The 12,418-nt window shown below is 74.2% G+C and carries 11 protein-coding genes; 3 read left to right on the top strand and 8 right to left on the bottom strand.

What is annotated here, in order from left to right; genetic code table 11:
* Window positions 1-6: 6 nt before the first annotated feature.
* The 5 genes from E0504_RS35575 to E0504_RS35555 form a co-directional block, all read right to left on the bottom strand.
* Entirely contained in the window at window positions 7-1,587 is a 1,581-nt protein-coding gene (locus E0504_RS35575) for a CoA transferase (RefSeq protein ID WP_243657768.1), read from the bottom strand.
* The gene (locus E0504_RS35570; RefSeq protein WP_071066924.1) at window positions 1,565-2,254 is read right to left on the bottom strand and encodes an AIM24 family protein; all 690 of its coding nucleotides are present in this window, start codon (window positions 2,252-2,254) and stop codon (window positions 1,565-1,567) included. Before E0504_RS35570 ends, E0504_RS35575 begins: the two co-directional genes overlap by 23 nt.
* 73 nt (window positions 2,255-2,327) lie before the next feature.
* Window positions 2,328-2,933 carry a bifunctional 2-polyprenyl-6-hydroxyphenol methylase/3-demethylubiquinol 3-O-methyltransferase UbiG gene (locus E0504_RS35565; RefSeq protein WP_083391393.1) on the bottom strand — a complete coding sequence of 202 codons (606 nt, stop codon included), beginning with the start codon at window positions 2,931-2,933 and terminating at the stop codon, window positions 2,328-2,330.
* A 213-nt stretch (window positions 2,934-3,146) separates the two neighbouring features.
* Window positions 3,147-3,593: an NUDIX domain-containing protein gene (locus tag E0504_RS35560; protein ID WP_131626693.1), complete on the bottom strand. Its 447-nt coding sequence runs from the start codon at window positions 3,591-3,593 to the stop codon at window positions 3,147-3,149.
* 42 nt (window positions 3,594-3,635) lie between these two features.
* Complete coding sequence (locus E0504_RS35555) at window positions 3,636-4,643, bottom strand: TerB family tellurite resistance protein (RefSeq protein WP_131626692.1); 1,008 nt, start codon at window positions 4,641-4,643, stop codon at window positions 3,636-3,638.
* A 342-nt stretch (window positions 4,644-4,985) separates the two neighbouring features.
* Here E0504_RS35555 and E0504_RS35550 point away from each other — a divergent pair, with 342 nt between their 5' ends.
* Window positions 4,986-5,342 carry a hypothetical protein gene (locus E0504_RS35550; RefSeq protein WP_112106603.1) on the top strand — a complete coding sequence of 119 codons (357 nt, stop codon included), beginning with the start codon at window positions 4,986-4,988 and terminating at the stop codon, window positions 5,340-5,342.
* Window positions 5,343-5,461: 119 nt separating this feature from the next.
* On the opposite strand, the gene E0504_RS35545 is transcribed toward E0504_RS35550, so the two are convergent.
* Window positions 5,462-6,364, bottom strand: coding sequence for a proline dehydrogenase (locus tag E0504_RS35545; RefSeq protein ID WP_243657767.1), 903 nt, complete (start codon window positions 6,362-6,364; stop codon window positions 5,462-5,464).
* Between the two features lie 237 nt (window positions 6,365-6,601).
* Between E0504_RS35545 and E0504_RS35540 the strand changes: the two genes are divergently transcribed.
* On the top strand, window positions 6,602-8,512 hold the full coding sequence (locus tag E0504_RS35540; protein ID WP_131626690.1) for an alkaline phosphatase D family protein: 1,911 nt from the start codon (window positions 6,602-6,604) through the stop codon (window positions 8,510-8,512).
* A 33-nt stretch (window positions 8,513-8,545) separates the two neighbouring features.
* Here the strand turns inward: E0504_RS35540 and E0504_RS35535 are convergent, their stop codons facing one another.
* Together E0504_RS35535 and E0504_RS35530 are read right to left on the bottom strand one after the other, a co-directional pair.
* Entirely contained in the window at window positions 8,546-9,883 is a 1,338-nt protein-coding gene (locus E0504_RS35535; RefSeq protein ID WP_112106600.1) for an ATP-dependent 6-phosphofructokinase, read from the bottom strand.
* A gap of 506 nt (window positions 9,884-10,389) precedes the next feature.
* A complete protein-coding gene (locus E0504_RS35530) occupies window positions 10,390-11,529 on the bottom strand; it encodes a phosphotransferase enzyme family protein (protein WP_112106599.1) in 1,140 nt (379 codons plus the stop codon).
* Window positions 11,530-11,981: 452 nt separating this feature from the next.
* Here E0504_RS35530 and E0504_RS35525 point away from each other — a divergent pair, with 452 nt between their 5' ends.
* Entirely contained in the window at window positions 11,982-12,335 is a 354-nt protein-coding gene (locus E0504_RS35525) for a DUF6011 domain-containing protein (protein WP_112106598.1), read from the top strand.
* The last annotated feature ends 83 nt before the right edge of the window (window positions 12,336-12,418 follow it).

The raw sequence follows: 12,418 nt of genomic DNA, 5'->3' as shown, positions 1-12,418 counted from the left end.
GTCCGCTCAGCCGGGCAGGCGGGGGCGGCGCGGCGCGAGCACCCGGCCCTGGGCGCCGGACTGGCGCACCGTCCAGCCGAGCTCGTCGGAGCCGGTGACCGACCAGGGCCCTTCCCCCCACCGACGCCCCGGATCGCTCAGCCCTCGGCCGCGGACCCGCGGGGCGGCGACGAAGGCCGCGACGTCGCGCATGGCGACGTCCAGCAGGGCCCCCCGCCCGGCCGCCCGGCACAGCGCGACCGCCAACGCGCCGAAGAGGCCGGTCAGCGGGTCGGCGATCGCGTCACCGCAGAACACCGGGACGGAGCCGCCGGGAGCCGTCCGGTCCCAGCCGACGAGTCCGCCGGCGACCGCGGCGTCGTCACCGAAGGCGACCGGGCCGGGCCCGTGCCCGCCGGCGCCGGCCGCCCGCCCGTACCCGGTGATGCTCAGCCAGACCCGACCGGAACGGGCCCGCACCCACCGGTCGGCGTCCAGACCGAGCTGCGCGAGCGCGCGTGGCCGGGAGCCCTCGATCACGACGTCGGCCCGCTCGACGAGCTGGTGCAGCGCCGCCCGCCCTCGCGGGTCGGTGAAGTCGAACCGCTCCTCGTCCTGGCCCGCGTGCAGCCACCGGTAGAAGTCCGGGTCACCGAGCCGTGCCCCGTCCGGGCGGTGCACGCTCTCGACCTTCACAACCCGCAGGCCCATCCGCCCCAGCAGGCGGGCCGCCAGCGGACCAGCCCACAGCGACGAGAGGTCGACGACAAGGGGACAGCCGGCCCCGTTCCCAACCGCTGCCGGTCCGGCGGCCTCCCCCTGCCGGCCCGGCACCTCGCTCTGGACGGCGATGCCCTGGACGGCGATCCGGACCGGTGGCCGGGGCTCGGCCGGCTCGGCGGATGGGAGCGACGCCACGGGTAGCCCAAGCAGCCAGGCACGATCGACCAGGTCGGCGCGGTCATGGGCGGGCAGCAGGGCGGTCAGCGCCGCCCATGTCGTCTCAAGTGGGTCACGGTGGCCACCCGCGGGTGCGGTGACCTCCGCGGGATCCACGCCGAGCAGCGCCGGGAGCATCTCCACGTCGTCCCGCCGGGCGAGGTTCACCGCGACCCAGCCGTCGGCGGCCCGCAGCAGCCGGCAGCCGCCGTTGGCGGAGATCGTCCCGCCGCGGCGCAGGCCGAGCAGCGCGGCCCGGCCCGCGAGCAGCTCGGGGACGTCAACCTCGACCGCCGCGCCCAGCTGCGCGGACGCGGCGCGGAGCAGCGCAGCGGCCGCCCGGGCCCGCCCCAGCACCGGGGCGTCCGGCACGACCGGGACCGCCGCGGGCCGGCCGGTGAGCCACATGAGCCCGGACCCGGCCCAGTCGAGCGCGGGCCTGGCCGCGGGCGCCGCCGTCGGTCGGGCCTCGAACGGCGCGGCCTCGAAGGGCAGGGATTCGAGCGGGAGGGATTCAAGCGGCAGGCCCGCCGCGAGCAGCGCCTGTCGCAGTTCGACTTCCAGCTCGGCCTCGGCCTCGGCCTCGGCCTCGGCGTCGGCGTCGGCGTCGGCGTCGGCGTCGATCTCGGCGTCGGCGGGGCCGAGGTCAGCTGCTCGGTTCCGCGCCACGAGCCGGGATCTCACCACACTGGACCACCACGAAGCCACCGCGCCCGCTGTACTCGATCTGGGCGAGCTCGCCGGAGGTGCGCCCGATCAGATTGCCCACCTTGAAGCTGGAGATCACCCGGGTGCGGACGCCGGCCGTCCAGGCGACTGCCGCGTCGCGATCGACGCACACCGGCTCGTCCGTCGGGAGGACGAGCGGGCTGCCCAGGCACAGCACGCCGACACCGCCCGTTCCGGAGACCTCGGTGTTGAACACGCCGCCCGCGATCATCGCACCGATCCCGCCGGACGTCGTAGTGATCTTGTAACGGACGCCGGACTCCAGGGCGAGCAGGCTGCGGCCGTTGACCGTGATCCGGTCGTTGTCCAGGTGGAAGATCGAGATGTGGCTGCCGGACTCCGCGAACCAGACGGTGCCGCGGCCCTTGACCCGCATCAGGTCCTGGCCCTCGCCGGTGACCGCGCGCCGGAGATAGCCGCCGACGCCCTGCCCCTTGTAGGCGAAGTCGACCTTGCCGCGGTAGGCCACCATGGACCCCTGCTTCGCGTACATCTCGCCGCCGTCGAGGCGGACCCGGAGCATCCGGTCGCCCTCCTCGAGCGCGAACGGCGGACCGCCGGAACTTCCCGCCGCATGCTGCCCAAGTGGTTGATTCACAGGCACCATTGAACGCCGGACGGCGATCCCCGTCACCACCGATCGACAAGGCCGGGCCGGCCGATCCGCCTCCGGGGCCGGGTCAGTCCCGGCGGTGCACGCTCACGGCGTAGCCGTCCTCGGGACGGTCGGGCGCGCCGTCCCAGGTCGCGAAGCGGCGCTCGAGGGTGAGGCCCGCGCCCGCGCACCAGCGGTCGTACTCGGCGAGGCCGAAGGGCGCCTCGGGCAGCGGCAGGTGCGCGCCGTCAAGGCCGAACCCGGCGACAAGAAGGCCACCCGGGCGCAGGACACCCGCGAGGACCCGCAGCACGTGCGCCTCCGTGCCCTCCGCGAGCAGCGGGATCACGTTGCCCGCCGCCACGACCAGGTCGAACGGGCCAGCCCGGCCCGCCGGCGCCGTGGCGCCCTGGTCGGCGAGCGCGGCGGGCAGGTTCGCGAGATCGCCGAGAATCCAGGTCACCTCGCCGGACACCGCCTTCGCCCGCGCGAGCATCGACGGGTCGACATCGACACCGGTGCACGAACAGCCCAGCTCGGCGAGCCGGATGGCGACCCGCCCGGTGCCGCAGCCGGCGTCGAGGATCCGCGCACCGGCGGGGACGAGCGCGGCGCAGAAGCTCGCCTCGCCGTGAATGTCCAGGCCGCTGGCCGCGAGGCTCGCGAACCGCTCGTCGTAGCGGTCCCCCACGGCGACGCTCGGCGCACCTCCGCCGCGTGTACCGGTCAGGGACGCCCAACGGCTCGGCGGCGCCTCCCCCGCCGGGCCGCCCGGACCAGCCCGGCCGGCTGCGGGGTTACCCTGCCTGGGAAGATCACCGGGGAGATCACCGGGCTGATCCGGGAAACCGCCGCGTTCGCCGGTGCCATTAACCACCAGGCGAGATTATCGGACGGCGGAGTGTCACCTCGCGGCCGGCGCCGCTCCGTGCCAGCCCGGCTCCCGGTCGGCCAGCCAGCCGTGGATGACGTCCCGCAGGCTCGCCGGGCGCAGGTCGAGGCCGGACAGGTTGCCGATCGACACCGAGGTGATGTCGACGTCGAACTCATGGCTGCCGATCTGCGACCCCCAGGGCAGATCGGCGGCGAACAGGACGTTGATCTCCTGGTGGCGGACGCCGCCCTCGACGTAGACGTTCTCGGCGCAGCCGATGAACTCCAGGTCGGCCACGTCGAGGCCGGCCTGCTCCTGGGTCTCCCGGCGCAGGGCCGCCTCGACCGTCTCTCCCGGGTTCACGTTGCCGCCCGGCAGGTAGAACCACGGCTGCCCGCGGCGGTTCGCCAGCAGCACGCGGTCCTGGGCGACGAAGAGCACCCGGGCGCTGATCTCGACGGGGGCGGGCGGGGCCATGAGTGCTCCAAACGGGGGGTCGATGCGGGGGGTGCGGGCGGGCTAGGCGATGCGACGGGCGGAGTGCATCCCGAACTCGGCGGGGTCCAGCCTGAGCACCTGCACGGCATCGAGGACGACCGCCTGTTCGCTGGCGACGAACTCACCGTCCACCCGCCCGATGACCTCGCCCAGATGGATCACCGCCGCCGCCTCCGTGGGCCGGTTGCGGACCTTCGCGATCTCGGCGAACGCGGCGGCCCGGCCGGCCTGCGGATCGGTGACGAGGCGCCGCAGGTGCGCGTCGAAGAGGGCCTCGAGCTCGTCCGGCGGGAAGTGCGACATGACCGGGTCGCTGGCCACGAACGCGCGCAGCCCTTCGCGTTCCGCCGGGTCGACCCGGCCGTCCGCGGCCGTCACCAGCGCGCACATCGCGACCGCGGCGTCGCGGAAGGCATTGCCGCGAAGCTCCTCCCGCCGGGCCGCGAGCTGCGCCCGCAGGGACGCGACGGAAAGGCGGCGCCCGAGGCGCCCGACCTCGCCGGCGCCCGGCGCGATGCCCCGCCATACGGGCCATTCGTCCATGGCCCACCTACGTACCGCCGCGCCCACCGGCAGCGGGCGGATCCGCGTGGTGAGGAGCAGACCGGCCTCGACGGGGGCCAGGTCGTACCCCTGCCAACCGGGCGGGACCGGTACTCCGGCCGGCCACTCGGCGGCGAACAGGATCGTCAGGGTGTGGGCCTGCCCGAGGCCGGCGGCGCTACCCAGGTCTCCCCCGGCGTGCTCGGCGTGCTCGGCCGCGCCGACGAAGCGCCAGCCGGGCGGCCGCGTCGCGGACGGGCCGCCAAGGCGCCCGGCCGGCCGGCGGGCGGGGGCGGCGCCGAGGGACCCCAGGTCACCGAGGCCGGCGACGTGGCGGGCCAGCGCCTGCTCGGTGTGCTCCTCGGGCTCCACCGGACCGCCCGGCAGCACATGCCAGGTGTCGTCCGGCGGGCGGGCGAGCAGGACGCTGCCGCCCACCCGGACGAGCAGGCGGGTCTCGAGCCGTATCGAGGCGGGCGAGGACATCGCGGTGAACCTCCCGGGGCCAGGATGAGGAGCGCGGGTGCCCGCGTGGACAGGCCGCGGGAGACATCATCCCCCAGACGGGTGGTCCGCCGGCACGGGCCGCCGCAGCCACTCGGTCACGGATGTGGTCCGACCGTCACCGAAACGGACCGAAGACGGGTCCGGGCCGGGTCGCGCCTCGGCGCATCAATTCGCCGCCGTTGGTGTAGCCCGGCGCATGTCGGGCATGCAGGGAGCACGGACGAAATCTGCCTCCCGGCCCCGCTTTCGACCCGAGAGCGGCAGTAGCCGAGCCGCCGTCCGCTCATCTCACCCTGTGCGGCCTTGGAAGGGCGGTGCGACATGCGCACGGTTATCGCTGCGGCGGTCCTCGTCGTCACGGCGGGGGTGGGTTTCGCCCTCGTCGGTGGCGCGGGCGGCGCCGCGTGGAGCTATGCCCTGGTGGTTCTGATCGCCGTCGGCGCCGCGTGGTTCGCCGTCCGCCTCGCGCCCGGCCGCCGGCTGGGAATGGGCGACGGCACCTGCCCGGAGTGCCGTGGTGAGGGGCGGGCCTTCTACGGCAGCGGCCGGACGACCTACCGCCGCCGCTGCCGGGCGTGTCGCGGCTCCGGCTCGGCCCCCGCCGACCTGCGGATCCCTGAGGCCCTGCTCCACCCGGGCACCCGGACCGACGGGGAGACCGTCCCGGTCCGGCAGTGACTCCCCGTCCGGCAGTGACTCCCCGTCCGGCGGTGACGGCACGAGCCGAACGACTCCGCTCTGTCCCGTGCCCGCCGGCTCCGTGTCCGTCGCCCGCTCCGGCCGGCCCGCCCGCGGACCTACCGCGCGCGGGCCGGCCGGAGCGGGCCGTACCCGACGTACACCCTGGTCCGGTAGCCCTCGGCGGCCAGCCGCCGGTGCTCGCGGCCGAGCGTGCCCGTCAGGGCCTGGAACTCGAAGCTGTCGCGGCGGCGACCGACATGCATGGCCAGCCGGGCGGTGAGCGCGATCAGCCCCGGATCGTCTGTGGCGACCATGGGATAGCCCGGTCCGGCCATGAGGACACCCAGGGAACTGGCGAACGCACCGCGCCGGTCGAGCCGCGCCCGGCGCGCGCCGGGCGCCGACTGCCTGGCCCGCGCGGGCCCCGGACACAGCCGGACCCGGCAGCCCGGACGGGCGAGGTCCCGGCAGTCCGCCACGGTGCGGGCCAGGCCTGTCCGCAGCACGGCACCGGTCGCCGGGACGTCCCGGCGCAGCTCCGACAGGGTCACCAGCATCGCGTCGACGGCGGCCGGTTCGGCGGCGTCCAGGGGGAAGATGTCCAGAGTGACGGTGGCGCCGACCTCGCGGGCGCGGGCGCAGATCTCGGCGGCGTTCCCGTGGGCGATCTTGGCACCGTCGCGGGGGACGGCCTGGCCGACCGCGGCGAGCCGCAGACTGATGTCGAGATCGTCGGCGATCCCGGCGCGGTCGGCGAGGTCGAGCAGGGTCAGGTAGGAGGCGGTCGTGGCGCCCGCCGCCTCGGCGTCTGTCGCGATGGGCCCGACCCGGTCGATGCTCGCCAGCACCCGGGCGTCCGCGACCTGCGCGGCCCGCGCGAGCGCGTCCACCGGACCGGCTCCCGCACGGTCGAGGCGGTCGACGAGCGCCCTGGCCGCAGGAACCCGTCCGGCCAGCTCACGGGCCCGCCCAGCGGCCGGCGGCCGCTCCGCCCGGCGCTGCGTCCCGGGGCGGATCACGGCCGGCTCCGATGCGGACGAGCGCCGGCAACCACCCACGATCGTGACTGTATGGACACAGATAGAAGCCTCACGTAACCGCCGGCCGCTGTCCAACCGAACGGCCATCCGGATTACCGCGGCCGGCGACCAGGATTCCGCCAGCGGTGATCCAGTTCGCCGCGGCCGGTCACCCACCACCGCGGCGGGCCACCCCCCGTTGGGCGCCTCCCACGGGGCACGGAGAGAGTAGGACTCATGACCAGCCTCCTCCTCGGACCCATGCACCGGTATGCCGGCGACCGCCACGTGTCCGTGTGGGTGGAGACCGACGAGCCCTGCACCGTCGAGATCCGGTCCGGGCTCGGGCCACGCGCGGCGGCGCCGACCTTCGCCGTCGCCGGGCACCACTACGCGCTGGTCGTGGTCGACGGCCTCGAGCCGGGCACGGCCTACCCGTACGAGGTCTGGCTCACTGCGGCGGGCGTGCCATCGCCCGACCAGGCGGTGTGCGTCTGGCCCGAGGAGGGCAGCCCGCCCAGCCTGCTGCGGCAGGTGGGTGGCGACCGTCCCGTCCGGCTGGTGTTCGGCTCGTGCCGGGTGACCGCGCCGCAGGAGAAGCCGTACACGCTGTCCCCCGGCGAGGACCCGCGTGGCCTGGGCACCGACGCGCTGCACGCCCTCGCCCTGCGCATGGCCGAGACCCCGCCGGACACCTGGCCCGACGCGCTGCTGCTCCTCGGCGACCAGGTCTACGCGGACCACGTGTCGCCGGCGACCGCGGCCCGCGTCCGGGCCCACCGTGACGTCACGGTGCCGCCCGGCGAGGAGATCGCGGATTTCACGGAGTACGCCTGGCTGTACCAGGAGGCCTGGTCACAGCGGGAGATCCGTTGGCTGCTCTCGACCGTCCCGACCGCGATGATCGCCGACGACCACGACGTCCGCGACGACTGGAACATCTCTGCCGCCTGGCGCGCCGAGATCCGGTCGCAATCCTGGTGGGACACCCGGATCACCAGCGGGATCATGGCGTACTGGCTGTACCAGCACCTGGGCAACCTGGATCCGCGGACGCTCGCCGACGACCCGGTGTTCACCGCGGTCACGGCGCTTGCCTCCGGCGGCGAGGACGGCGAGAACCTGCTGCGCACCTTCGCCCGGCGGGTCGACCGGATGCCGGACCTCGGAGCACTCGCGTCCGACCAGGACCACGACACCAGCACCGCGGTCGGTGACCACGCCGGCGCCGGCCACGACACCGGTGACCTGGCCGGCGAGCGCCCCCCGACGCCGCCGCGCTGGAGCTACCGGTGGGACCTCGGCCGCACCCGGTTGATCGTCATCGACTCCCGCTTCGCCCGCGTCGTCGCCCCCGACGGGACCCGCGCCATGGTGCACGACGCCGACTGGTCCTGGATCCGGGACCAGACCCGGCACACCGGCGAAGTCGATCACCTCCTGCTCGGGACGTCCGTGCCGTACCTGCTCACCCCGACGATCCACAACGTCGAGGCGGTGAGCGAGCGGCTGGCCTCCGGCCGCTTCGGACGGGTCGCGGCCGCCGGGGCGGAACGCCTGCGGCAGGCGCTCGACCTCGAGCACTGGGCCGCGTTCAGCCACTCCTTCATCCGGATGACCCAGCTGCTCGGCCAGGTCTCGACCGGTGAGCACGGCCCGGCTCCCGCGAGCGTCGTCGTGCTGTCCGGGGACGTCCACCACGCCTATCTGGCCAGGGCGGAACCCGCCCGCGATCCGGTCGCGGCGAGTCGGGCACCGGCCGACCCGGCCGCCGGTACGCACCTCACCGCAAGCCGTGCCGGCACGACCGCCACCGCCACCGGCAGCGCCATCAGCGCCGCCGGTGGCGAGTCGGCGGTGTGGCAGGCGGTGTGCTCGCCGTTCCGCAACCCACTCGGCCCCGGTATCCGTCGGATCGACGCGCTCTCCCGGCGCCGCCCGCTCGCCGCCGTCTCCAGCCGGGTCGCCCGCCTGCTCGGCATGCGGGGGCAGCCCGTGCGGTGGAAGGTCACCCACGGGCCGTGGTTCGACAGCCAGCTGGCCACCCTCGTGCTCGACGGCCGGCACGCGACCATGCTCCTGGAGAAGACCGAGCCGGACGGCGAACCGGGCGGCCTGGACGAGGTCATGCGCGCGACGCTCAGCTGACCGTCGGCCGCCGCGGGACGCGGCCGACGCCGGTCAGCCGAAGCGGTAGGGCTGGCCGGTGGCCTCCAGGACCGACATCCACAGGTCACCGGCCGGGTCGACCTGGTTGCGCTGGCTGACGGCGAGCGCGATCGGGATGTGGATGAACCGGCGGCGCCAGCGCCCGACGACCATCTCCGTGCGCCCGGACATCGCGGCGTGGACCGCCGCGTGCGCCAGCCGGATCGTGTAGACGTTGTCGTACGGGTTCGCCGCCACGCTGCGGATGTGGTAGCTCGGGTCGATGTACTTCAGGTTGAGCTCGGCACCGCGGGCGGCGAAATCCTCGGTGATCCGCCGGGAGAGCTCCGGGCCGATGTCGTAGAGCTTGCGGTTCCCCGAGGCGTCGGACGACTCGGGCAGGCCGGCGACCAGGTCCTGCCCGGCGCCCTCCGCCACGACGACGACGGCATGACCCCGCTTCTCGACCCGCTGACGGATGTAGGCGAGCAGGCCCCGCTCCCCCTCCAGGGTGAAGGGCAGCTCCGGGATGAGCACGATGTCCGCGTCGCTCTTGGCCAGCACCGCGTAACAGGCGATGAAGCCGGAGTGGCGGCCCATCAGCCGGACAATGCCCACCCCGCCGGGAGCCGAGGTCGCCTCGGCGTACGCGGCGCGGATCGACTCGGCGGCCTTCGCGAACGCGGTCTGGAACCCGAAGCTCTGGTCGATGTAGGGGATGTCGTTGTCGATCGTCTTCGGGATGCCGACGACCGCGATCTTCTCCCCGCGCTCGGCGACGATGCCGGCGATCGCCCGCGCACCGCGCAGCGTGCCGTCACCGCCGATCACGAACAGGATGTTGATGTTCATCCGGGAAAGGCAGTCGACGATCTCTGCCGGGTCCTGTTGGCCGCGGGAGGTGCCGAGGATCGTGCCGCCGTCCTCGTCGATGTTCGCCACCCACTCCGGGGTGAGGTCGACGACGCTGTGCCCGTACTTGGCGATGAAACCCTGGTAGCCGTGCCGGAATCCGAAGATCCGGTTCACGCCGTAGTGGTTGGTCAGCTCGAGCACCAGCCCGCGGATGACGTTGTTCAGACCGGGGCAGAGCCCCCCGCAGGTCACGATCCCCACCCGGGTCTTGGACGGGTCGAAGTAGATCTTGCGGCGCGGCCCGGCGGGCTCGAAGCCCGGCAGCTCGTCCAGCGGCACCTTCCGCGCGGAGATCATCGAAACGGTGTCGTCGAAGAGGACCTTGTCGCCCTCGTCGATGTAGTGCTGGGTCGTCGGCCGCGCACCTAGCAACGGGAGCAGCGGCGAGTCGATCCGGCACGGGCCGAGCTTGCGGACATCCAACTCGGCGCCGTCAACGGTCAGCGGCTCGTTCACGGCCCCCCGATCCCGACACCGCTACGGTCCCCCGACGCCCGACTGGATCGGACCACGATCGCCCCAGCTCCCTTCCGGTTTCTCGGACCGAGCGTACCGGTCCGGACGACTCGCCCACCGGCGACGTCGGCTGGGCAACCCGGTCATCGCGCGGCGGACACCAACCGATCACCACCGCGCAAGGTGGATGATGCGCAACCGACACCTCGCGGACATACCCGGGACGACCTCCGGACAGGCCCCCGCCCCCCACGGGACGAGGACCGAAATCCCACCGACGTCCCGCCGACGCCCCGCGGTGTTCCCCGCCAGAGCCCGGCCGACGGCGCTCCCGGCCGGCCCCGGCCGCACCAGCCCACTGCCTTCCCACCACCATCCATTCCTTCCCACCACCATCCATTCCCGTCGCCCCGGGACGCGACGCCCCCCGACAGCCCCCGCTGGACAACCGCGGCGGCCCGGTGACACCCAGGACTCACCCACCCGCCGCGCTGCAACGAACGGAGCTACGGACGGGAGTGGTGCGCGAGGTCCGGCAGCAGGGTGCGGGCGAGGTAGCGGTCGGCGAGCGCGGCGGTGTCCCGGGCGTACGCGGCGGCATCGGGGACGGCGTCGGAGTGCGGGTGGGTACCCAGCCAGGCGACGAGCAGCAGCCGGCGCAGCAGAACGAGCGTCGGCACGACCGCGAGGTCCGCTGGCCCGAGCGGGCGGTGGGCTCGGTAGGCCTCCAGCCAGGCCGCGACCAGCGCCGGCAGGGCAGGGCTGTGCTCGATGAACGACAGCGCCGCGGCGAGGTCGTAGAGGTACCAGCCGAAGCCGCAGTCGTCGAAGTCGATCACGTGGATCACCGCACCGGACCGCCCGGCGGCCGCACGGTCGGCGGCCGGGATCTCGCCAACCAGGCCAGGGGCTCGGGGCATGGCCGGCCGGGCCACGAGCAGGTTGGCCAGGCGCATGTCCGCGTGGATCAGCCCGAAGCGGTCCGACCCACGGCCATAGGCGGCGAGCCCACGCTCCACCTCCGCCGCGGCCGGTTCGAGCATCGTGACCACGCGCTCCGCCTCGCCGGGCAGCACCGCCGCCACCCCGGCGCGCCAGCTCCCCCAGCGCGCCCCCGGCCCGAGCGTCGCGTGCCAGGACCAGGCGAAACGGCTGAACCCGGCGGGCCGCGACCAGCGGGCGGCGTGGTCGTGCATCCGGCCGGCGATGTCCCCGAGGAGACCGAACGAGGAGATCAGCCCGGCGGTGTCACCGAGCTCGGGCGAGACCCCGTCGACCCACTCGAACAGCACCGCGTGCCGGATCGCATCCCCCGACCGGACCGTGGTCACCACAGATCCGAACCGGTTCGCCACCACGGGTGGCGTGGCGACCACTCCCTCGGCCCGAAGCGCCGCCACCCAGGCCAGCTCGGCGACGATCTCCGCGGCATCGTGGTAGCCCGGCCTGTGCAGCCGCAGCGCCCAGCGACGGTTCCCGGCGACGTCGTCGATCCGGTACGTCATGTTCTCGGAGATGTTGACCAGGACCGGCACCGGGGCCGGCCCCAGGTCGTACGCGGCCAGGACGTCGGTAAGCACCCCGGCGAGCTCAAGCAGCTCTCCAGTGACCACGCCGGCCCCGCCGCCGGGTTCGCCGGTACCCACCGTGTCCGTCCCCCTCACCACCCAGGTCCGTCAGTGGCCCGCTGTCCGACCGTGGTCCGCTCGAGATACCCGCCCCGCCCGGCGCGCGTCACAGCAGGGCCGGCCTTCGCGGATGCGGCACCACTCGGGGGATTCTGCCCGCGCGGGGCAGAGCTCCGGACGCCCGGCCCAGGCCCATCCGCTCCCGGCGCCGCCGGCGATTGTCGGGGGCGACCTCGCGCCCCGGGATTCACGCGGCGGGCTCGACGCGGCCCGACAATCACTCATACGACACAGAAATAACTCCACCCGACCGCATTCTCGGTTCCCCCGTTCCCCCGGCCGACCTTCTTCCAACGAGCGGGACGCACGGCCGGCGCGGGCCAGGAAATCATGGTGGACGATTCCGGGAATTCCCACCGAGCGCGGCGCCGGAAGATATCATTGGGATACGCACTTCGAGGGGAGCCGACATGACCGTTCCCATCACCCCCACCCCCGTGGCCACGCCCACCCCGTGCCTGCGTTGCGGCCGCGCGCTCACCAGCCCGCTCAGCGTCGCCGTGGGGCTCGGGCCCGGGTGCACGCGCCACATCCGCCACACCGCGCCGACCCTCACCGGCTACTCCGACCGGCAGCTCGAGGATGCTCTCGAGCTGCTCGAACTCGGCGGCCTCACCCCACTGCGCGGTCGCCGGGTCTGGCTCACCGTCGGCCATCGCGGCGCCACCTATCGAACCGCCGTCACCGGGCACTGCACCTGCGTCGCGGGGCTGCACGGAAAGCCGTGCCATCACGCGGCCGCCGTTCACCTCGTCGCCGCATAGCCGACGGTCCAGCCATCCGCCCGCGGCGAATTCCGGCGGAATCCGCCGCGGGCAGCAATCTGGTTTCGGTGCCGGTCAATCTG

The sequence above is a fragment of the Parafrankia sp. BMG5.11 genome (assembly GCF_004337455.1).
Note: the sequence above shows the minus strand (reverse complement) of the source record. Positions and strands in the feature narration are given on the sequence as shown.